Here is a 21,236-nt window from a genome sequence, read left to right as displayed (position 1 = left end):
TGCACAATAAAGTATAATATCTCTCTTTTGGATAATTTAGAGTTTAATCCTTATGCCTAAAGTCATCTTATTAGGAGATTCAACGCTTGATAATTATTATTGGGTGCAAAATGAGCTTACTGTAACTGACCATTTGTCGAGTATATTAAGCAATATGCAAGTGATTAATTATGCTGTAGATGGATTTACCACTAATTCCATTTTATACGGTGAGTATAAGGATTTTGAAGTAATATCACCACGACATACTCATGAGTATTTTAAACCGCTTGAAACCTTAAAAAAAGAACAGGACGTAGAGCATATTGTTTTAAGTGTTCTCGGTAATGATTTTCGTGTTGAATTAAGTGAGTTAATTTTTATGGAACCTGAAGCTCGATTACAGGCCATTAATCAACTGATTGCTCGCATAACAAGTAACTATGTCCGAGTTGTGGAAGAAATTAAAGAAGTACAACCAAATGCAAAATTAAGTCTTGTACTTCAATACACTCCTTATTTAAAAAGCGATCCCTATCTTATTTATTTCCTGATGGATAAACTCAGTCGTAAAGAGTCAGTTTCCAAGGGCTTATTATCATATATACAAATTAAGTATTATTCCTTATTTGGGTTAAATAACGAAAGACAGCGAGAAGCAATACACTTATTACAAGAGCTAATGGCAAAAATTTATCGAAACATTTTTAATGAACTTGGTAAACAGATGAGTCAAGAGTCTTTTGCTATTATTGACTTATCAAGCAGTTTTGATTATCGAGATAGTGATTCTTATAAATCTCAAATAGAGCCAAGCGAAAAAGGGGGTAAATTAATTGCTTCTTTAATCTCTCATGCAATTACTCGTCATGATTTTAAAAGCGAATCGATGCTTTATGCACAACATCCATCACAGTCTATTCCAGTAACATTAGAGATTCCATTAGCCCAACTTAAAAACGTTTGGTTTCCTGGTAGTATTTTTACAAATAAAGAACAAGCATTGAGTGTATTTAAACAAGCGTACCAGGAACAGTTAAGCAGGGATAAAGCTTCTTTTTGTGGATTATATGGTTTTTTTGCACGAAGCAATGTGAATTTTGAACATATAACCTTAGAAGAGTTATTATCACATGCACAAAGTTGTTTTACCAAAAAAACAGGATTCAGAACATTAAGAGTAATGCAAAATCTTGGTTGGCTAACTGAGCAAGGAGATATTAAAGAAGAAAGTGGACTGGGAAGATTATTAGTAAGTGTTCAGGACGACGTGGATCGGGGAATGGCAGCTACTTAAAATGTTTTTGTAGCCCGGTCTGCTTGCAGCCGGGATGGTGCTACTTCGATCCCGGCTGCGAGCAGACCGGGCTACGGAACTGTGCCATTCCCGGGCAGCGACCGGGCTACAAGAGAATTTATCCTTGAGGGCTCATCACAGGTTTGATTGCATGACGCTCATTGGCAGCTTGGACAAACTCGCGGAAAAAGGTGTGTCCCGTTTTACCGTTATGGTTGATGAGCTCTTCCAGATTCACGATATGCCCATTAGGTTCATATGGGTGATTATTAATCATTTTTCGTTCTTTAAATCGATTTCTTTCTGATTCTAAAGCCGCAATTTCCTTATCCAGTTCCATCGTATTATCCGCCCCATTTTGCTTTTTTGCCTCTTGCTTTGCTTTAATAAGCGTATCAAGTTCTGCTTTTTTCGCTTGGCGCTCATCCTTTAACGCGGCATGAATGGATGTATAATGCGGAATTACCGGATCATCCAGGACACTCTCATTCCGGCCTGCCTTATTCGTTCGGACCACAATATATTCTTTATATTCATCCGGAATTGCTTTAAACGCGCTTTCCGCATCAATTTCCCATTGGGTCAAAGAAACAAGCACTTTAATTATGGGTTTTAATATCCATCCCAAAATCTTTTTGCCCAGGCTTTCCTGATGCCCTGTTTCACTGTCAGAGGTACGAATCTGTCCCACCAGGAAATTGGTAATGGAAGAAAAGGAACGGCAATTAAAGATATTGACCGGTTTATCCTGTTGATGAAAATGATGGGCTACCAGGGAAGCAATCCCGGCCCCCAGAGAGTTTCCTTTCAGAGTAATGTTTTGTGGAGAAACACCCTGATCAAGCAAACGCTGCACCTGGGCAATTCCGTCAGTCACCAAATCATCTTTTGATTTTGCACGACCACTACTGTGATTTACTCCTCTGAAATTAAAACCGACTACATTACACTGTAAAGCCTGAGCATCCCCTTGCATGTCATCAATCGTATTTTCATAGGCACTGGCATTGCCTACAAAGCTGATAATGTATTTTTGATATTGAGCCTCTGTGTCTTTCTGGGCAGCATGCTTTATTTCCAGAGTATCCAGTTCAGCCCCGTCAGAGGTTACAATGGTGTGTCGTTCATGGGTTAAATTTTTTTTATCCAGAGCGCTGACATTGTTGATATGTGCACGGGAAAAATCGATATCCTGAGCAGGCAAAACCAGTCTCCCCACTGTTTCACCAAGGAGCGCATTGACGGCTTTTTTCGATAAATCCCAAAGTAATACAGGTGGGAAAAGGACGCGAGCCGCAATGGTTTTAGTCCATTGCCAGGTAGTGTATTCAGCTGGTTTTATTACATATTTAGACAAGATTGTGATCCAAATAAAAATCAATGCGCAAATATTATACACACAAATGTCCGATTTGCCTAGAGCATTACAAACGAATCGTGGTGTTATCAAATCGTGAACGTTCACAATGTAAAGAATTCGAAACAAATGTACTCTATACTGTATATAATCTTATAGAATATGACTTCATATGATAAAACAATTACAACAGGCATTAGGTCGAACCCTGTTAGGAAAAGATGAGGTGATTCGGCTCGGGGTGAGTTGTTTATTGGCTAATGGCCATTTGCTCCTTGAAGACATTCCCGGCATGGGAAAAACTACATTTAGCCATGCTCTGGCGCAATTTACCGGAATGCAGTACAGGCGTATTCAGTTTACCAGCGATTTGCTGCCCAGCGATCTCCTGGGTGTGTCGGTTTTTGACACACAACAGCATTCATTTCACTTTCACAAAGGCCCCATATTCTCACAATTGATTCTGGCGGATGAAATTAACCGTGCTACACCTAAAACCCAGAGTGCGTTACTGGAAGCCATGGAAGAGCGTCAGGTCACAACAGATGAAGGTACTGAACCGCTGCCCAATCCCTTTTTTGTGATTGCCACCCAAAACCCCTCTTACCATACCGGAACCTATCCTTTGCCTGAATCGCAACTGGATCGCTTCCTGATGCGTCTGGTTATAGGGTACCCACCGCCTGATGCAGAACGCAAACTGTTACGCTCCCCTGAGATGAATGACCGGTTAATGAAACTGGAGCCCATCATAACTCCTGAGCAGTTGCTGGAATTGCAAAGAGAAAGCCAAAGCGTCACGGTTTCTGATTTAGTGCTGGATTACGTACAATCGCTGCTTCTGGCCAGCCGCAATCAGGGATGGTTCCATCATGGGCTGAGCCCAAGGGCGGGCATAGGCCTGATTCGTGCCGCTCAGGCTTACGCCAGAACGGATGAACGTGATTTTATTCGCCCTGATGACATACAGGCCGTGATGCCTGCGGTGGTAAACCATCGTTTGATTATTAAAAAAGCTCAGATTCAATTGTCAGCAACGGAATTGTTAATGAATGAAGTTGAGGTTCCAGTGTGATCACTTATCTAAAGACCAAGGGCTTTAATTATTGGAATCAATGGATTAAAAAAAGAAAAACAGTGGGTAATCCGCAAATCCTTGAAGCGAACAAGGTGTATATTTTACCTTCTGGCTTTGGCTGCGCTTATGGTTTTCTCCTGCTTACCCTCTTTTCAGGGGCAATTAATTATCAAATCAGCACCGTCTTCCTCATGACCTTTCTTCTCGCCGTCATTGGCCTGGTAAGCGCCTGGGAAGCACATGCCAATCTTAAGGAGTTGTCCATTAAACTGATTGCGATAAAAGACGCGCAAAGCGGTACACCGGCACAAATCACTGTGCTGATTCAGGGTAATCACAAAATGCGTTATGGTCTTGAATTCAAACTGGCCAATCAGCCCGCAAGCCGTCTGGAAAAGATTCCGCCAGAAGGCATACAATATGTCTTACCTATAGAAACATCACAGCGCGGTTGTTTTCCCCTGCCCCGCATTGTGATATCCAGCCTTTTTCCTTTTGGTATTTTCCGGGTTTGGGGCTATGCCAGTTTCGATGCGCATTATTACGTTTATCCTGAACCTGTTTCTCCTGAATTCTGGCCATCCCCCGTTTCTTTGCATCAGGCACGTAAAAGAGACATACCAGGAGATGATGAAATTTATGATTTGAAACAAGTGGAAGATCCCTGGAGCCAACCCAATCTTATTGCCTGGAAAATCGCAGCCAAAGGACAAGGCTGGTATCTTAAAACCAGAAATAACAGTGAGGGGGATTATTGGCTGTTCCGCTTAAATGATTTACCTGCGGACAATCTGGAGTCAAGACTTGCGCATTTGAGTTACTGGCTTGTTAACGCAGAAGCAGACAATCGCATTTATGGTCTGGAATTAGGCCACTACTCCAGTCCATTTGCTCAAGGCGAAGAGCATTTGCAGGCTTGTCTGCGCCAATTGGCAACCTACTAATGAACAGTGCCCCTTCTCAACACACCCTCATGATGGTGACACGTCATGCCCTGTTCGTCATGTTCATTTGTTATCTTCCCCATTTTGCAACAGCTCCCTGGTGGTTGTTTCTTTTGGTTTTATCGGCCATTGGATACAGGCTGATAGCAGATTATTATTGCATTCCCTTGCTTAGTGCCTGGATACGTTTTTCCTTAGTAGTGCTCTGCATGATTTTATTGAAAATTCAATACGGCACTATTATCTCCAGTGGTTTTTTTGTAGGCTTTTTGCTGACCTTTATAGGGTTAAAAACCATAGAAACACATACCATACGCGATTTGAAAGTACTGACACTCTGCAATTTTTACCTTATTTTTTCAGCATTAATTGTCACACAGGAATTGTGGATCATCATTTACATGCTTATTGCTGTCGTTGCCAATTTGTCTTTAATGCTGAAACTCAGCGCCAATCAGGCCTCCCTGAAGCAAATCGGTAGCAGGAGCGTAAAGCAGGTACTGATTGCCATCCCTTTGAGTATCCTGCTTTTTTATATTTTTCCCCGCATCGCTAATCCTTTATGGCAAGTGCCTTCTCTGGGGCAGAGTCAAACCGGTTTTAGTGAAAAAATGAGCCCTGGCTCCATTATTGACTTATTTAGCGATGACAGCACCGCCCTTCGCGTTACTTTTCATAACAAACCCGTTTTGAATGGCTATTGGCAGGGTTTGATTTTAAGCTTTTACAATGGCATAAGCTGGAATCCCGTTGACCGCCCTGCTACAGAGTTCACTCCTTTACCCAACATACCAGCAGATTCAGTACCTGATTATGAAGTAATATTAGAACCGCACCAAAAGAAATGGTTGTTCTATCTTGGTTATCCTGTGGCAGGTGGCCCTGATTTATTGTTTTCATCTGATTCGGGATTAATCAGTAAAAATAAGGAAATAATTGGCCAGCGTTTTGCGTATCAGGTCAAGTCGCACACTCCTCCCTATCAGGATTTAACGCCAAGAGAACTTCTCCAGAATACCCAATTTCCTAAAACAATGAATCCGCGCATCAAAGCCTGGGCCCAAGCGCAATTTGCGCGGCTTAATAACAACCCGGAATCTTTTATTGCTTTTTTACGCACCTACATCAACCAGCAACCTTATTGGTATACTTTAAGCCCTCCGGCATTGCCTAATTCGAACCATCAAATGGACAATTTCTGGTTTGATACCCGCAAGGGCTTTTGTGAACATTACGCCAGTGCTGTCACGCTTATCTTGCGCTCGGCAGGCATCCCTGCGCGGGTCATCGTGGGATATCAGGGTGGTGAATGGAATCCTGTGGCGCACTATATGACAGTGAAACAAAGTGATGCCCATGCCTGGCTGGAATATTGGCAGAAAGGCGTGGGGTGGAAACCGTTGGATCCTACATCGTTTATAGCTGCCGAGCGTATTGATCAACAAATTCTTGATGCCCAGGCCTCTCGCCTGAATCAAAGTGACCATGTGGATACCTCTGGTATGTCATGGTTTGCCCGCACCCGATTATTTCTGGAGTCAGCCCAATTTTTTGCTGAGCGCTGGTTATTGTTTTACAACCAGGAGACACAGAAAGAGTTGCTGTCAAAAGCCGGTTTGGGTGAATGGAGGATGGGACAATTACTGCAGGCAGCCGTCGCCCTGTCACTGCTGTTTCTCGTTTTTTTCGGTTTGTTTTATCAATGGCGGCAAAAAAGGTCTCAGGATCCTTTATTAATTGAATACCATCGCCTGCAAAAAGAGTTCAGACGTTTTAATGTTCCTGTTGAACCCTCAAGCACCCTGAAGCAACAATGTCGGTCATTGAGTGAGAAAGCGCCCGACCTAGCTCCTGAACTCTCTTCGTTCTTGTCTCGTTATGAGGAACTGCGTTTGAAGCCTGAAAAAGAGACGGATACATCGGATGATAAGAAAAATACAGTGAGGTTGTTCAAAAGCTTAAGATTACTTTTGAGTAAAAACAAAGCATCTTTAATTAAAAAACCAAGGCTGAAATGAAGGTAGAATGAGGAAGACAAAAAATTCCGCTTCCTGACGGTCGCGGCTCGGTTTCCGGTGCCCGATGAAGTATCTAAGAACGCACGAAAACCGAGCCGCGACCGTCAGGAAGCGGAACAGTTATACTGGCAGGGACTGTGTTTCTNCCCTGGACCCCTCGGACAAGCCAAGGAATGTCGGAATCAATGCCAGATAGCCCGTATTAGGCGCCAGCCGTAATACGGGGATTAACCTATTGCTACATCGATCCCGGCTGCAAGCAGACCGGGCTACGCACTGTGCTATTCCGGATCAATTTCACCCAGATTCACGTCGTCCTGAGCGCGTCTTTTTGCGCGAAGGATCTCCAAATACTGGCACCATGCCGCTTTCAGGAGATCCTTCGTGCAAAAAGACGCGCTCAGGACGACGTAGTTCAGTGTGTATTGCCTAAATGTGCGGTGAGGTGTATAAATCGCCCACGATAAATTAAAGCAGCCGATAAGCATATGATCCATTTTCAGGAAATCTCTTTAAACACTTTTCTCAGCGAATACTGGCAAAAAAAACCGCTGGTCATCCGTAATGCCATACCCGATTTTATCAATGCCTTATCACCCGATGAGCTGGCAGGCCTTGCCCTCGAAGACGACATGGAAAGCCGAATTGTTTCAGAAACACCAGAGCAAACCACCCAATGGCATTTAAAAAGAGGGCCTTTTACAGACGAAGACTTCGCAGAGCTGCCCGAAAGCCATTGGACCTTGCTGGTTCAGGGCGTTGACAGAGTCGTTCCCGAAATCTATGGTTTGCTTGAGCATTTTGATTTTATTCCGCAATGGCGTATTGATGACGTCATGATAAGTTATGCCACCATGAAGGGTTCTGTTGGACCGCATTATGATAATTATGATGTCTTTTTATATCAGGCTAAAGGACGGCGTGAATGGTCTTTAACCTCGCAAAAATGCACTCCTGAAAATTACATTAAAGATCTTGAACTGCGCATCATGGATGAATTTAACATTGAAGAGCAATTCGTTCTTGAAGAAGGGGATATGCTCTATTTACCCCCGCACATAGGCCATTATGGCATTTCCTTATCCGATGAATGCATGACCTATTCCTTCGGCTATCGCAGCTACCAGGGGCAGGAAATACTGGATAGTTTAAGTGATTACCTCTCGGAAAAGGAATCCTTCAAAGCCTTATACCGCGATCCGGACTGGAGTCATCAGCAACACAGTTCTGAACTGCCTGATGCGGCATGGCAGCAGGCAAAAAAATTAATCCAGCAGTTACTGGACGACGATAAAACCATGAAATCCTGGTTTGGCTGTTTTGCTACCCGGCTTGATCAGCAGGCTGAACAGCAATTATCCATGCCTTTGGAAGAAGAGGAACTCATTTCTTTGGAAGAGTTTGTTGCTGAACTGTCAGAATCGCCAGGCCTGGTGCGAGATCCATCCTGCCGTTTTGCATATCAGTCTTCAGATAAGGCTGAGTATCAATTGTATGTTAATGGCTGTGAATGGGATATTGACGGTGTTTCACCGGAATTATTAAGCCTGATTGCCAATAATCGCTTTATAAGAGAACAACACATTCATTCTTATCTCTCCAGTGAAGACAATCAGATTTTTCTTTATGAATTGTGGAAATTACAATGGCTGCTCATTCTGGAAGAATAATTCCGCTTAAACCTGTCACTGGACAAGGAGCACTGTTCTGGTTCATGATAGAAAGTTGATTTAATGGAATTAACCTGACAAAAGGATCAAGGATGATTAAATTCAATATAAAAGCTATAAGCTGTGCTGTACTCACATCGATTAGCCTCCAGTCTTTTGCTGAAGAAACCATTAAGGTTACCGTAAAAACCAATGACAAAAGAGCGGCGGCAATTGGTTTTTCAGTGGAAAAGAAAAATTCAGGGTCGTTGGGTAACAGTCATACAGGCAGAGGACCAAAAGATAAGTCCTACCAGTTTGGTTACAAGCTGGACTCTATTTTCGGCCCCAGCATAGATTGCGGCTTTCTTGTATTGACCCGAGACAGTGTGGTAACGCTGATTAAAGACGGCGGCAAGTGTCAGGGTATTTTGGATTAATCCTCATTCCGATCCACGTCGTCCTGAGCGCAGCATGTGCCAATAGAACTGTTCCGCTTCCTGACGGTCGCGGCTCGGTTTCCGTGCGTTTGTATTGACTTTATCGTGCATCAGAAAACCGAGCCGCGACTGTTAAGGAGCGGAATTTTTGTTGCGGATTAAGCGAGTGTAGCCCGTATTTAGGCGTCAGCCGTAATACGGGATCGAAGTGGCAATGAGCTAATTCCCGTATTACGGCTGACGCCTAATACGGGCTACAATTTTTATAAAATCAAAACGATTGGCTAAATCAAAAAACATGGCGTATATTTAAAATACATAACAAAGCAAGGATAGGCGATGAAAAAAATAATATTGGCCTTAGCTGTAATCACTGCAGCAGCATTATGCAGTAGTTGTGCATCGAATTGCTGCCCTCCCCCGCCTCCATCAAATTCATGCTGCGGTGGCTCTGGCAGTTACAGTGGAAACTGGTATTAGCCCTTAGCAAATGAAAAAACACAGTTATCTTGGTGTCTCTGATGAGGGATTCCATAATATTGCCTACACAGAATGGGGAAGTTCAGAACTCGAACTTCCTACTGTAATCTGTGTGCATGGATATTTGCGCAACTCTCGCGACTTTGATGCTTTGGCTTATCACCTGAGCATGAACGGGCGCCATGTGTTTTGTCCTGATGTGGCAGGACGAGGTGACAGTTCCTGGTTTGCCCAACCTCATCATTATAATTTCACCCAATATGTATCAGACATGACCAGCATGATTGCGCGGACGCATGCCCAACAGATTGACTGGATAGGCACGTCAATGGGAGGACTAATCGGCATGATGCTCGCAGCCCTGCCTAATTCTCCAATCAAACGTCTGGTATTGAATGATATTGGCCCACAAGTGCCTCTTTTTGGTCTGAAAAGAATAGCCAAGTATGCAGACACCCGACGCGAATTTAAAAGCGTAACGGAAGCCAAGGAATATTTTAAATTAAATTATGCCCAATTTGGCCCTTTGACTGAAAAGCAATGGGATACCTTCACTGCCAATAGTATTGAACAACGTGCTGACAATCTGTACGTTGGCCGAGTTGATCCTGGTGTAAAGACCCCCAAATCAACCACCCAGGTTATTTCCGAGTTTTTTCATCACCCGCACAAAGCACTGGAAGGAATTTTATATGACATTGATCTCTGGCCTATCTGGCAAAAGGTGAGATGTCCCGTGTTGGTCATCCACGGCGCACAGTCAGATTTACTGACCACTCAGATTATCAAGAAAATGCAACGAATTCATGAAAACACTCACGTCTACACAGTGGAAGATGCAGGCCATGCACCTGCCCTTCTCAATACAATCGATCATGAACTCATTGAAGCCTGGCTCAATTCAGATTTATAAACCGCTGTAAGTGAACGTGAATTATGGATAAGAAGCGTGTTTTATCCGAAACTGACGTTAACTTAATGACTGACTGCGGAATAAACGGTATTTAATTTGCTCCAGATTAATTTTATGGCTAAACAGGGTAATTAAAGCGCCGGCAAGAACAAACACGATACCCAAAGCATGCCAGGGTTTTAATTCTTCACCCAGCAACAATACCCCGAAAATCACCACAAAAACAGGTTCGAGAACCGACAAGATGGATGCTTTTTCAGAACTGATGTATTTCAAACTATGTAACATCAGCAAAATAGGCACTACTGTCGCAACAATGCCTATACCCAATAAATTAATCCAGACCGGAAAAGTTGTCGGAACCGTAAAGCTGTGACTAAAAAAAGAAACCAGCAAACTGGTCGTCATGCACCCGAGACATACCATCAAGGTTGAAACATCAGGAGACAGCGTGTTTCTCTTGCTGGCAACAAGATAACAGGCATAACAAAATGCCGATGCCAAACCAAGCAATATCCCTGATAAGTCAAAAGCTATCTCATTCATGTCAATGAGCAGCATCATACCTATCAGGATTATAGCCGTAGCCAGATAGTAAATTCGAGGAATAAACTGGCCATAAAAAAAGTAATTCAAGAGCATAATAATGACCGGATAAGTGAAAAAGATCACCATGGCAAGACCGGAGCCAATGTAGCCTGAAGAATAGAAATAAAGTAAGGTGGAAATACCGTAATACAAGGCTCCACTCATGAATGCAATGAACATGCTTTTGTAGGAATCATTTACTTTCCTGATTTTGGGTAGCAAGAGAATCAGAATCACCACGCTGGAAATTAAAAAGCGCCAGAACAGCATGGTACTTGCAGACAAATTGCCATTCATCGCGCTTAAACCAAAATAGCCTATAAATCCATATAAAAACCCTGATAATATAGCGTAAAGCGATCCTTTTTGTTCTTGAGATTTCATGATATAAACGCCTGAAAATGTTCACCCTGATGGTGACGCGATTATATCAGAAATAAATTGACAACAAAATAGACACAATGTATCATGTGCACACCTAGATTTCAGGCCTTTGCTCATGCGTTTCTGGATTTTTCTCGCTGTATTTGTAGCAATTAGTCCTTCTGCTTTCGCAGAAACCTCCCCATGTAAAGAACATCAATGCATTGCCGTAGTGGATGCCGGAAGTACAGGCTCAAGATTACATGTTTTTGCATACGATACAGACGACACCAATTCCCCAGTTGATATCCATGAAATATGGAACAAAAGAATCACACCCGGTTTTGCCAGCATAGAGCCTAATGCGAACACGATTAATGTGTATTTAGGCACTCTTTTGGCCGGTGCGCCCCCAGAGCATGTTCCCGTCTACTTTTATGCAACGGCTGGAATGCGCCTGTTACCGGCATCCAAGCAAAAAAGATATTACGATGAACTGAGTTCATGGTTCTCGCGACAATCCCAATGGCGTCTTATTGAAGCAAAAACCATTATGGGCAGTGATGAAGCCTTATACGATTGGCTTTCTGTAAACTATCACCTCGGAACGCTACAAACAGCACAAACTCAATCCGTTGGTGTTATGGACATGGGGGGTGCTTCGGTGCAAATCGTTTTCCCCATCAGGAAAAACTCGGCTACCAATTCCAGATCACAGGTGGAAATGGATCTGTATGGACAGCATTTTAATTTGTATGTACAAAGCTTTCTCGGATTGGGACAAACGGAAATGTCACATCATTTCCTTAATTCCCCATCCTGTTTTTCCAATAATTATCCTCTGCCTGACGGTGATGCAGGCCAGGGAAATGCGTTTTCCTGTGAACAGGAAGTGTCCAAATTAATGACGGAAGTACATAAAGTAAATAACCAGATTCAACCTTTGCTTGCCGCAAATCCTGTTGATTCATGGTACAGCATTGGCGGGATATCAAACCTTGCTGACAGCAGCTTCTTTCATTTTGAAAACAGCCAGCTAACCAATCAAAACCTGATTCAGCAAGCGGACCTGGAAATTTGTCATCAGCAATGGGATGAGATTAACCAACGTTTTCCTGAAGATGACTACGTCTCTCAGTATTGCCTGTTTTCCGCTTATTATTATGCGTTAATGGTCGAAGGATACGGACTTTATCCAGATCAGACCATTAATTACATCCCCAAAGATGAAAACCTGGACTGGACTCTTGGGGTGGTATTGCAAAAACATTCAGATCAAAATATTAAAGAGAATTAATGCAAAATGCCTGGCTGTTTAATTCAGCCGGGGTCTGATAGAAAGAACTTAGAGCATTGCGAAAACGCTCTGCACGCGGTGATAAACCTTTTTTGCAATAGTCCATTACCTGTTGGTATACAGCCTGTTTAAAGGCTTCGGTGTCGGATTCAGCCCCATTCAGATTATCCACACTGACTCGAAACTTATGCCCGGCAGCGACAGAAAGAATCCACTCCATGGCCTGTGGCTTGACCTCAACCTGTTGAAATAAAGCCTGTTGTTCTGCATTACGTCCATCAGGCATGTACCAATAACCAAAATCAACCTGTTTTCTGCGTTCTTCACCTGCTATCAGCCAATGGGAGCACTCATGCAAGGCACTGCTGTAAAAGCCATGGGCAAAATAGATGGCATGATAAGGCCGCGTCTCATCAGCAGGCAAATAAATCGGCTCGTCATCGCCCTTAATCAGGCGAGTGTTGTAATCCGGAACAAAACAGGCATCAAAAATGGCGATTAAATCCTGATATTGGTGCATTAAAAACTGACTCCACAACATAAGATTAAGATACAAATAACAGTATGAACTAAAGGCGAGGCGTCATGCCAAGGCTCGAAACTTAAAATATGGCACAGAGCAGTTCCCACTGCCATTAAGTTAAGGAGTTCCGCCGTCCCGCGGCTTGTCCGCGGGATCCAGGAATCTCAGTTCGCACTTAGATCTCTGGATACCGCGGACAAGCCGCGGTACGGCGGAGTAGCGCTTAACTTAATGGCAGTGGGAACTGCTCTGTGCCATATTTTAAGTTTCGAGCCTTACTTGAAGTCTTCCCCCTAAAGAGAAGAGGATTATCTTTGGTTCAGTCTGTTAATTCAAAGGCTATTTTATACCATTTTTCAAAATACCGAACTCCCATTTTTTGCCATACAGCAAACTTACAGGGTCGTTCTGATTTAATTGCTTGTATTGCGCATTATTCAGAGTGAACGCCATAACGTTCAAACCATCCGGATCCGCATAACGGCTTAAGGTAAATTGCTGCTTGCCTATGGTTAACACGGGTAAACTGTCCATCACCGGAAAAGGAATGATACTGGAAAGCTCAATTTCAATTGCTGATTGGCTTGATAAACCCTTTTTGACCCGAATTACTTTAAATGAATTGAGTCCGGCAGGAACCGTTATGTGTTCCATACTAGCCAAGATTGTTTGTTCAGACCTGGCGGTCACATGGGGCAATCTAGGTTTATCGAAAGTACCGCCCAGGCCAATTTGCCCGTTTGCTTCAATATTGGCAAAATACAATTCACCCGTTTCGGTCAGATCAAAAATAAACTGCACGGCATGAATTCTGGCTAAATCAATATTTTTAAAATCTGCCAGACGAATTCGCACTGTCTGAAACACCGGATTTGAATGATTGTCTTTATTATTTAACAAAGCATAATGACTCACCGGAAAAGCATCTGAGACTGTGCCGGAGGCATCTTCAAGACGGATACTGAAATCAGTAGCGGCACTTGTGTTGAGCTTGCTCCTGGTACGGCCTATGCGCAAATCCAGCGTTTTGAAATCGCTTAAATCAATCCCCTCTCCATCAGCGGCAACAACAGCATTGAAATACGTCTCTTTACCTGCCATCTGCCAGACTATATATCCAGCCCGTTGTTTTCGTTTCAGCCGTTCGTGTTTCATCTCAATGCCAGACAAACGATTCAGATGACCGGAACTGTTTGTCCCTGTTTCCTGGTCAAAACGCTCGAGAATCACATTCTCTTCCGGCTCATGACTAGGGCTGAATTCTCTGTCTACCTGAGTAATCTGAGTCACGACCTCAGGTGAGGAATACAGAGAATTAAATAACTGGTTCAGGCCTGAATCTTCCTTTTGCCCCATATGGCTTTGGAAAAAGGCAAACACACTGGCTTTAGCTATATTTTGCTGCTCAACAGACTCACTCTTGTCGGGGTCAAAAATGGGGGTTCCCACCGAGCAACGCCAGGCATCACTGGTTTGCCATTGGGTATTGAAATAATTATGATTAGCCCCCCAAACCTCGTACAAGGACTTTTGTACTTTAGTAGTTTTCTCATCATTAGCCAGCATACGCTCAAAAGGAAAACGGCCGGAAAGATCAGACACATCACCATCACACATGGGTAATAATTGATTCCACACAACCCCCTCAGCATCCAGCAAGCGAGAGGATAAACCGTCCGTAGCACCCACTTCAAAAAGCGCCTTAATCACCAGACCAGGAATCTTTTCAGGCCAGGGACTGCACTCGTCTTTATAAAAATTGTACGCGGCACGTATGCCCTCACCGCCCCGGGAATGACCAAACAAGCCTACGGAACCAAAATCCAGTTGGCCTATCAATCCCTCTTTTCCAAGGCCAATTGACGTTGGGGCATCGCCGGTAGCAGACCATTGGTGTAACAATTGCAGATGTTTCAAAATCAACCTGCCACGAGCCAGAATCAAACCGTAATCCTCGTCAGATCCTCCACCACAGGTGATGCCGCGATTGGCATTAATGCTCACGACCCAATATCCCCAGGAGGCTAAATGATTGGCCAGATAATCATAGCCTTCATGATTGGGTGTCACCGTGTACCCTTCAGGACAAGTTCCTGAGTGCGTGTAAGTGCAACTGTTGTCATAACGCGGGTTGCTGCCTGTGCCGCAAGTCCCGTGGTTGCCATGCAGCATAACGATTAAGGGAGCCTTCTCTCCAGTTCTGAACTCAGGGTAATACATTTTTCCCCAAACTTCAGTGGCCTCAGATTCCAATACGTCAGGATCCACCGTGGCCGGTAATTTGTATTCCCCGACAGCGACAGAATAAGGTCCAGGTGCGGTAGGATCAACAGAGTTCTGATGGGTTTGACTTTCAGCAGAAAAACCATTGAACGCAAGAACAAAAAAAATAAAAAATACGCTTTTACGTCGATAATTCCCTTTCATGTGTTGCATTAATGCTTCCCCAAAGAATAACGTTGATAGTCCCTTTCCAGACATGTTTTTAATTTATCTTCATTCTCAATACCTATTTGATCGATAAAAGTCAATGTCCTCTTAATATGAATTGCTTTTGCTTTGGTCTTTTGCAAAGTAATAACCTGTTCCGCATTGTCCGGATTTTCGCTGGCAACCAATAAATCCCTTTTCTCAGCCTTATCCTCTTCTTCCGGTAAAAATTCCTTGTCTTTCAGTACGCAGCGTATCGCTTTGTAGTAGTTATTTAACTCTTTATAAGTCAGATCGACCTCTATTTTATTGTCAACATTATAAATATCCATTTCCTGATTTCTGGGAAGTTTGGGATCATGCAGTTCGGCATATTCTTTATCTTGTTCTTTATCAGATTGAAAAATGGCAGTGATTAAAGCCGGAGTCGCCAAAAGCGCCCCACCAAGCAACAAACAGGCAGTTGCCGTCAAGGCAAACACGGGTGATATAAGGCTTAGAGCTCCGAGGATGGCTAAAACAGAGGCGCCTAAAGCGGCTAATACAAGCGGTATCACGATTAATTTATGATCGAGGGTAAAAAGAACAGCCGGACGAATGACATAAGTTATTGGAATAATACCCAGATAATAAATGGCACTGCGCGCCAGGCTATACAACCAGAAATTGCGCGCTTTACGTTTGGAATTTTCGTCTTCCGGTGACAAATGGGAAAATGATGTGTCTGCAAATCCGGCACAATTCATGATGTGATCCAGAAAGAAAAAAGGACCACGCTTTTCCTCGGGAGGCTCTATCCATAATAAATCCCAGTCAAGTTTCCATATTCCAAACAAGGATACGGGGTCATTCCCTTGCTGCTGCACCACAACACGAGGTTTAAATTGTAAATCATCCCAACGGTCATAGGGGCTTTGATTCAGGTATTCGTGTAGTCCCGCCGGATTCATTGCATCAACCCGATGGAGCAGATCACCAAAATCCATTGCCAGCAACAAACTTAAAGAGCCCCCAAGACTTACACCACAGACATTCACTTTATAATTCTGTTCTAACAGCCATTCCCGGATTTTGGTACGGCCACTTACGTATAAGGAAGTTCCTACTGTTTCAAAAGCTTCTAAATCGGTTTTAACCTGAGGAACAAAACCCTGGCCTGCGGGATAGGTGGTGCCCATGAAGATTAACTGAGAGCGTGCGTTGGGATTGCTGACAGGCTCAAGGCCGTAAGCAAAAACACGGTCATGATCACGAGGTTTTCCCCGGGCATGTGAGGTCAATTCAATAGGCGTGACACTGAATTCAACGAATTCCCATTTATTGCCTGTGTATTGTGGAATTTTAATGGATTCATAAGGGGTTAAATCAGAATAAGGCAGCAGGCTCATGCAGTTACTTAAATAAATCTGTATCTGCTCCATTTGTTCTTCATTGAACTGCTTGCCGTCAAGCTGGGTAAACAGGTGTTCAAACCCCTGCTGGAAGGCAAGGCGAAATTCTTTTAATAATTCAGGATCACGCTTGATAAAGACGGCTTTTAAATTGTTTAAAGAAAACAGTTGACTCCATGACGAAGACCAGCCCATCATTAATAAGCGTAAGGCATTACACACGGTGATTGCATTATGCTCTTCAGGAGCTCTGTTTTCTAAAGATTCAAATTCAGCCTGGGGTAAAAATTTTAAATCCACCCCCCCTTTAAATGTCTTTTTTTCAGGCACAGCAAGCTCCTATTGATTCCATCTCGCACACATGAAGTTCAATATTATACCATATTGTCTAATAAAAGCGTATCGTTCGTTGCAGATCCTGTTCAATTTCTTTAACCAGAGTCATGGTTGCAGATTCCCTTTTAAAGAATGCATCCCAAAAGTAAGTCTTTCGCAATTGATTCAAGACTGTTTTATGTTCCTGTTTCCATGACTGAATGCTGACTAACAGTTTATTTAAAGAGAGTTCCTTTTGTGGTCCAGTTATCTCATTGTATAAATCTTTCAGGCAATTAAATTTATTTGCTGTCTGTAATGAATCCCCTTCTGTCAGAAGTAATTCTTCCATTCGGTGATACAGTTTTTTGATAATTTTGAGCTTCACGTCTCCTAAATCAGGATAAGCCAGGGGAGATGGGGGCAAGACATAAAAGGGGATATCCCTGGTTGGCACCCCAAATTTCAATTGGGTTCCATAAGGCAGATTAATAAAAAACTCAGAGGAAACCTGAGATGATATACGCTCCTGCTGTATTTCTTCAATCAGCTTTATAGCCGTGTGGCGACAGGTATTATCTATAGATAATTCATCCGTTTCTCCTTTCAGACACGCTTTCGCAGGATCAGGGGGGTAAATACACTCACTCGTTTTTTCCAGTACTACGTTATCACCGTCACTTTCTATTGGTTTATAACAAGGAAAGGCATTCTCTTCTGTCTGCTGGTTTTCCAACAAGCGGATAAAGTTCAGATACTGTTCATAACTTGCTTCATAGGCCTGATAACTGATGGGGATATTGCCCTCTTTGTTGCGAAACGTCCGTTCATTCGTCAGTCTGGCTTTAACACTGGAAAAAAAGGCGCTGAAGAGACGCCTGGTAAAAAGAAGGCATCCATTACTGTCAGGCTCATCCTCTTCAGCAACAAACTTCCCTACCCTGCACAGCAAATGGTTTACCTGGTTCTGGTCATAAATCCCGAACATGATGAAGGAATGATCCACTTCCTTGGCAATGGCTATAAAAAATTTATCGGTTTTTTTATTTATAAAAATAGGCATTTTTATTCTTCATTAGTTATGGAATATCGGATTAAGATGCAAATAAACATGATGATCTTCGCAAGTAGCCCCTCCACCTCCGGGGGAGGGTGCCCGACAGGGCGGGTGGGGGGATCAAAAAAACAACTCAAGCTCTAAAACAGCATGGTCTAACTGATAAAAAAATCTTTTTTGATCCCCCCATCCGCCCTGTCGGGCACCTTCCCCCTGTGAGGGGAAGGCGATCCTGCATCGATCTGAGTGTTACTGATTATACCCTTTAACTACACCGTAAATCAGGATACAGATCAATAATACTGTTGTACAATTTTATATTTTCTGCAGCAATCTGGTTACCTAATTCGGATGACTCCTTCCCTTCTCCGCCCTTACTATTAAGGGCAACTACAGTGATCACTTCATTGCAGGGATTCCACAAATACATCACGCGAAACCCCAGGGTACTTCCCTGATAAGTCCAGAAACGTTGTTTGGATTGTTCATCATAATGATAACCAACACCTAATCCAAAGGCACTGGGATCTTCAGCGGTAACCGTAGCAATGGGAAGCCCTGTTTTCATAGAAACCACTGACTCGAGTTCTGCCAATGCTTTTTCGCGATGTTCAGGATGAAGCAAAGTGCCATGATAAAGTAACTGCACCCAACGCACTACATCTTCCGTATTGGCAACAATAGCCCCTGCCGCTCCTGCCCAGGACAGGCTGTTGTCAAAGGTGTCGTACATTATTTTAGTGTCTTCATCATAAAAATAATTATGTAACTTTTTGCTCTCGATTGCTTTTTGCACTTCTGAGCCACCGGGCCCTGCAGGATAATATGAATGATGCAAATGGTCTTTAACAATACGTTTTTGTAACTGATTTTCAAAAGTATCCTGGGTTACCTTTTCTATAACCAGGCCAGCAAGAATGTAGTTCGTATTACTGTAATCAAAGGGGTTATTTTCGTTGTATTCTATGGGCCTCTCTGGATGAGCGTGGGCTATCAGCTCTTCATCCGTCCATACGCGGGTTAAATCATCCATCATCTTTTGTTCAAACTCGTGATCTGCCGAGTAATTGGGGATGCCACTGGTCATATTCAGTAAGCGTCGCAGGGTGACTTCTTTCCACTCTTCGTATTGGGGTAACCATTTGCCTAAGGGATCATCCAGGGATAATTTACCTTCGGCCTGTAGCTGCAATAAAATAAGGGCAGTGAATGACTTGGTGATACTGCCTATGTCAAACAAATCGTCTTTGGTGATTAATTGGTTGAACGGAGGATGCCCCATAGTGCCAGCAACTACGGTGGTTGTGTCTTCAGGTTCGTTGTGTTTTCCGTGGGGGATAAATGCAGAGACGGCTATGGCCGTGAACAATTCTTTTTTAGAGTATTCATTATAATATTCCTCTGCCGACTTTTGCAGCACGTCTTTTAAAGCGGGTTTCTCGGGAGAAGCAGCACAAAGTGTGGATGAACTTAAAAGAGAAGTCAGAGCTACAGCACACAAGCGGTTATTAATCTTCATGACTTATGATCCATTTTTTGAATGAAGAGGCATGATATCACATCGTCCTGAGCGCGTCTTTTTGCGCGAAGGACGACGTGCAGTGAGGAAAAGACAACTGCTTGCAACCGGGATTGTTCTTACACGCTGCCGGCTCGTGTTCTGATGATATCCAGGGCTTCTGCCATGCGGCTTATCACTTTTGCTTTGCCTAAAAGAGCCAGGGTCATATCGATTGAGGGTGACATGCCTGCACCGGTTACGGCGACCCGTAAAGGCTGGGCTATCTTGCCCATGTTCATGTCGAACTGTGCGCTCACATCATTAATGCATTCCTGAATCGCATCTTTTTCCCAGAGCTCAAGACTGTTAAACCGCTCATAAAGTGCTGTTAAAGGCTCAAGCACTACAGGGCGTAAATGCTTTTTCACCGCATCCACATCGTATTCAATGTTTTCGATATAAAAATAAAGGCTCATCTGACACATTTCCGCCAGATTTTTACAGCGCTCAGCCTGAACCGCAACCAAATCACTTAAAGCGGGACCATTCTTCACATCAATACCAATAAGTTCAAATTGCCAGAGCAAGGCTTGTGCGACAGATTCAGGCGAATCACTTTTCTGATAATGCTGATTTAACCAATACAACTTATCGTAGTTAAAACTGGACACCCCACGGCTAACGTTTTTCAAATCAAAACAGGAGATCATCTCATCGCGGCTGAAAATTTCCTGATCCCCATGAGACCAGCCCAAACGTACCAGATAATTTAACAGCGCATGCGGTAAAACCCCGGCTTCCCTGAATTGCAACACACTCACTGCACCATGTCGTTTGGACAAACGCTTGCCATCATCCCCCAAAATCATAGGCAAATGAGCAAAGGTCGGAATAGGCGCATTCAAGGCTTTAAACAGATTAATCTGCCTTGGCGTATTATTAATGTGATCATCACCGCGAATAACATGGGTAATCTTCATATCCAAATCATCAATAACCACAGCGAAATTATAAGTAGGATGACCGTCTGAACGAACCAGAATCAAATCATCCAGTTCATTATTATCCACGTGAATGTCACCATAGACTTCATCTTTAAAAGACACAATACCGCTGTCAGGATTTTTAAAACGAATGACAAAAGGCGCATCCCCGGCAGGTAGGTTTTTATTGCGGCAATGGCCATCATAACGAGGCTTTTCTTTTGCTGCCATCTGGCTTTCACGCAAAGCTTCAAGACGTTCTTTACTGCATTCACAGCGATAGGCTTTACCTTCCTGTAAAAATTGCTCTGCTACTTCATTATAACGGGCGTACCGGTCAGTCTGGTAAATTGGACCTTCATCATAATCCAGCCCCAGCCAGGCCATGCCATCAAGAATTGCCTGCACTGACTCTTGTGTTGAACGCTCTCTGTCCGTGTCCTCTATACGCAATACAAACTGGCCTTTATGGCGTTTAGCATACAGCCAGGAAAATAAAGCAGTTCGCACCCCTCCTACGTGTAAAAAACCAGTGGGGCTGGGAGCAAATCGAGTTCGTACAGTCATGATATCTTCCGTTGTAAGCTATAAAATAATCGGGCTATAATAGCTGACTTTACCAGCAACGCAAAG

At 43.3% G+C, this 21,236-nt stretch carries 16 protein-coding genes; 8 read left to right on the top strand and 8 right to left on the bottom strand.

The features are described 5' to 3' along the window. The first annotated feature begins 52 nt into the window (after positions 1–52). Positions 53–1,276, top strand: coding sequence for an SGNH/GDSL hydrolase family protein (locus B094_RS0100490; RefSeq protein WP_018575829.1), 1,224 nt, complete (start codon positions 53–55; stop codon positions 1,274–1,276). 118 nt (positions 1,277–1,394) lie between these two features. Here the strand turns inward: B094_RS0100490 and B094_RS0100485 are convergent, their stop codons facing one another. After that, on the bottom strand, positions 1,395–2,633 hold the full coding sequence (locus B094_RS0100485; RefSeq protein WP_018575828.1) for an alpha/beta hydrolase family protein: 1,239 nt from the start codon (positions 2,631–2,633) through the stop codon (positions 1,395–1,397). 172 nt (positions 2,634–2,805) lie between these two features. Between B094_RS0100485 and B094_RS0100480 the strand changes: the two genes are divergently transcribed. The 6 genes from B094_RS0100480 (at position 2,806) to B094_RS0100450 (ending at position 10,155) form a co-directional block, all read left to right on the top strand. Further along, positions 2,806–3,708 carry an AAA family ATPase gene (locus B094_RS0100480; RefSeq protein WP_018575827.1) on the top strand — a complete coding sequence of 301 codons (903 nt, stop codon included), beginning with the start codon at positions 2,806–2,808 and terminating at the stop codon, positions 3,706–3,708. Beyond that, positions 3,705–4,655 carry a hypothetical protein gene (locus B094_RS0100475; RefSeq protein WP_018575826.1) on the top strand — a complete coding sequence of 317 codons (951 nt, stop codon included), beginning with the start codon at positions 3,705–3,707 and terminating at the stop codon, positions 4,653–4,655. The genes B094_RS0100480 and B094_RS0100475 overlap by 4 nt, the downstream gene beginning before the upstream one ends. Then, entirely contained in the window at positions 4,655–6,673 is a 2,019-nt protein-coding gene (locus B094_RS0100470; protein WP_018575825.1) for a transglutaminase TgpA family protein, read from the top strand. The genes B094_RS0100475 and B094_RS0100470 overlap by 1 nt, the downstream gene beginning before the upstream one ends. Positions 6,674–7,161: 488 nt before the next feature. After that, the gene (locus B094_RS0100460; protein ID WP_018575823.1) at positions 7,162–8,343 is read left to right on the top strand and encodes a JmjC domain-containing protein; all 1,182 of its coding nucleotides are present in this window, start codon (positions 7,162–7,164) and stop codon (positions 8,341–8,343) included. 92 nt (positions 8,344–8,435) lie between these two features. Continuing rightward, entirely contained in the window at positions 8,436–8,762 is a 327-nt protein-coding gene (locus B094_RS0100455) for a hypothetical protein (protein WP_018575822.1), read from the top strand. Between the two features lie 490 nt (positions 8,763–9,252). Further along, entirely contained in the window at positions 9,253–10,155 is a 903-nt protein-coding gene (locus tag B094_RS0100450) for an alpha/beta fold hydrolase (RefSeq protein WP_018575821.1), read from the top strand. Between the two features lie 57 nt (positions 10,156–10,212). On the opposite strand, the gene B094_RS0100445 is transcribed toward B094_RS0100450, so the two are convergent. Further along, positions 10,213–11,127, bottom strand: coding sequence for a DMT family transporter (locus B094_RS0100445; protein ID WP_018575820.1), 915 nt, complete (start codon positions 11,125–11,127; stop codon positions 10,213–10,215). Between the two features lie 115 nt (positions 11,128–11,242). Between B094_RS0100445 and B094_RS0100440 the strand changes: the two genes are divergently transcribed. Beyond that, a complete protein-coding gene (locus B094_RS0100440) occupies positions 11,243–12,403 on the top strand; it encodes an acetate and sugar kinases/Hsc70/actin family protein (protein WP_018575819.1) in 1,161 nt (386 codons plus the stop codon). Here the strand turns inward: B094_RS0100440 and B094_RS0100435 are convergent. From B094_RS0100435 to gltX, 6 genes are all read right to left on the bottom strand, one after another. Then, complete coding sequence (locus B094_RS0100435) at positions 12,390–12,923, bottom strand: elongation factor P hydroxylase (RefSeq protein ID WP_018575818.1); 534 nt, start codon at positions 12,921–12,923, stop codon at positions 12,390–12,392. The two genes, B094_RS0100440 and B094_RS0100435, sit on opposite strands and share 14 nt — an antisense overlap. A gap of 342 nt (positions 12,924–13,265) precedes the next feature. Beyond that, positions 13,266–15,362 carry an alpha/beta hydrolase gene (locus B094_RS0100430; protein ID WP_018575817.1) on the bottom strand — a complete coding sequence of 699 codons (2,097 nt, stop codon included), beginning with the start codon at positions 15,360–15,362 and terminating at the stop codon, positions 13,266–13,268. Then, positions 15,362–17,077, bottom strand: coding sequence for a hypothetical protein (locus tag B094_RS0100425; RefSeq protein ID WP_018575816.1), 1,716 nt, complete (start codon positions 17,075–17,077; stop codon positions 15,362–15,364). The genes B094_RS0100430 and B094_RS0100425 overlap by 1 nt, the downstream gene beginning before the upstream one ends. 58 nt (positions 17,078–17,135) lie before the next feature. Next, entirely contained in the window at positions 17,136–18,125 is a 990-nt protein-coding gene (locus B094_RS0100420; RefSeq protein ID WP_018575815.1) for a hypothetical protein, read from the bottom strand. 259 nt (positions 18,126–18,384) lie between these two features. After that, complete coding sequence (locus B094_RS0100415; RefSeq protein WP_018575814.1) at positions 18,385–19,638, bottom strand: serine hydrolase domain-containing protein; 1,254 nt, start codon at positions 19,636–19,638, stop codon at positions 18,385–18,387. A 119-nt stretch (positions 19,639–19,757) separates the two neighbouring features. Beyond that, positions 19,758–21,170, bottom strand: coding sequence for a glutamate--tRNA ligase (gene gltX / locus B094_RS0100410; RefSeq protein WP_018575813.1), 1,413 nt, complete (start codon positions 21,168–21,170; stop codon positions 19,758–19,760). Positions 21,171–21,236: the final 66 nt, after the last annotated feature.

Source organism: Legionella shakespearei DSM 23087, from assembly GCF_000373765.1.
Taxonomy (GTDB): domain Bacteria; phylum Pseudomonadota; class Gammaproteobacteria; order Legionellales; family Legionellaceae; genus Legionella; species Legionella shakespearei.
This window is presented reverse-complemented; position numbering and strand designations above follow the sequence as displayed.

Coding starts and splice junctions, on each gene's coding strand:
- B094_RS0100450 (WP_018575821.1), top strand. CDS start 9,253: ATGAAAAAACACAGTTATCTTGGTGTCTCTGATGAGGGATTCCATAAT.
- B094_RS0100415 (WP_018575814.1), bottom strand. CDS start 19,638: ATGAAGATTAATAACCGCTTGTGTGCTGTAGCTCTGACTTCTCTTTTA.
- B094_RS0100480 (WP_018575827.1), top strand. CDS start 2,806: ATGATAAAACAATTACAACAGGCATTAGGTCGAACCCTGTTAGGAAAA.
- B094_RS0100460 (WP_018575823.1), top strand. CDS start 7,162: ATGATCCATTTTCAGGAAATCTCTTTAAACACTTTTCTCAGCGAATAC.
- B094_RS0100490 (WP_018575829.1), top strand. CDS start 53: ATGCCTAAAGTCATCTTATTAGGAGATTCAACGCTTGATAATTATTAT.
- B094_RS0100445 (WP_018575820.1), bottom strand. CDS start 11,127: ATGAAATCTCAAGAACAAAAAGGATCGCTTTACGCTATATTATCAGGG.
- B094_RS0100440 (WP_018575819.1), top strand. CDS start 11,243: ATGCGTTTCTGGATTTTTCTCGCTGTATTTGTAGCAATTAGTCCTTCT.
- B094_RS0100420 (WP_018575815.1), bottom strand. CDS start 18,125: ATGCCTATTTTTATAAATAAAAAAACCGATAAATTTTTTATAGCCATT.
- B094_RS0100470 (WP_018575825.1), top strand. CDS start 4,655: ATGAACAGTGCCCCTTCTCAACACACCCTCATGATGGTGACACGTCAT.
- B094_RS0100455 (WP_018575822.1), top strand. CDS start 8,436: ATGATTAAATTCAATATAAAAGCTATAAGCTGTGCTGTACTCACATCG.
- B094_RS0100430 (WP_018575817.1), bottom strand. CDS start 15,362: ATGCAACACATGAAAGGGAATTATCGACGTAAAAGCGTATTTTTTATT.
- gltX (WP_018575813.1), bottom strand. CDS start 21,170: ATGACTGTACGAACTCGATTTGCTCCCAGCCCCACTGGTTTTTTACAC.
- B094_RS0100435 (WP_018575818.1), bottom strand. CDS start 12,923: ATGCACCAATATCAGGATTTAATCGCCATTTTTGATGCCTGTTTTGTT.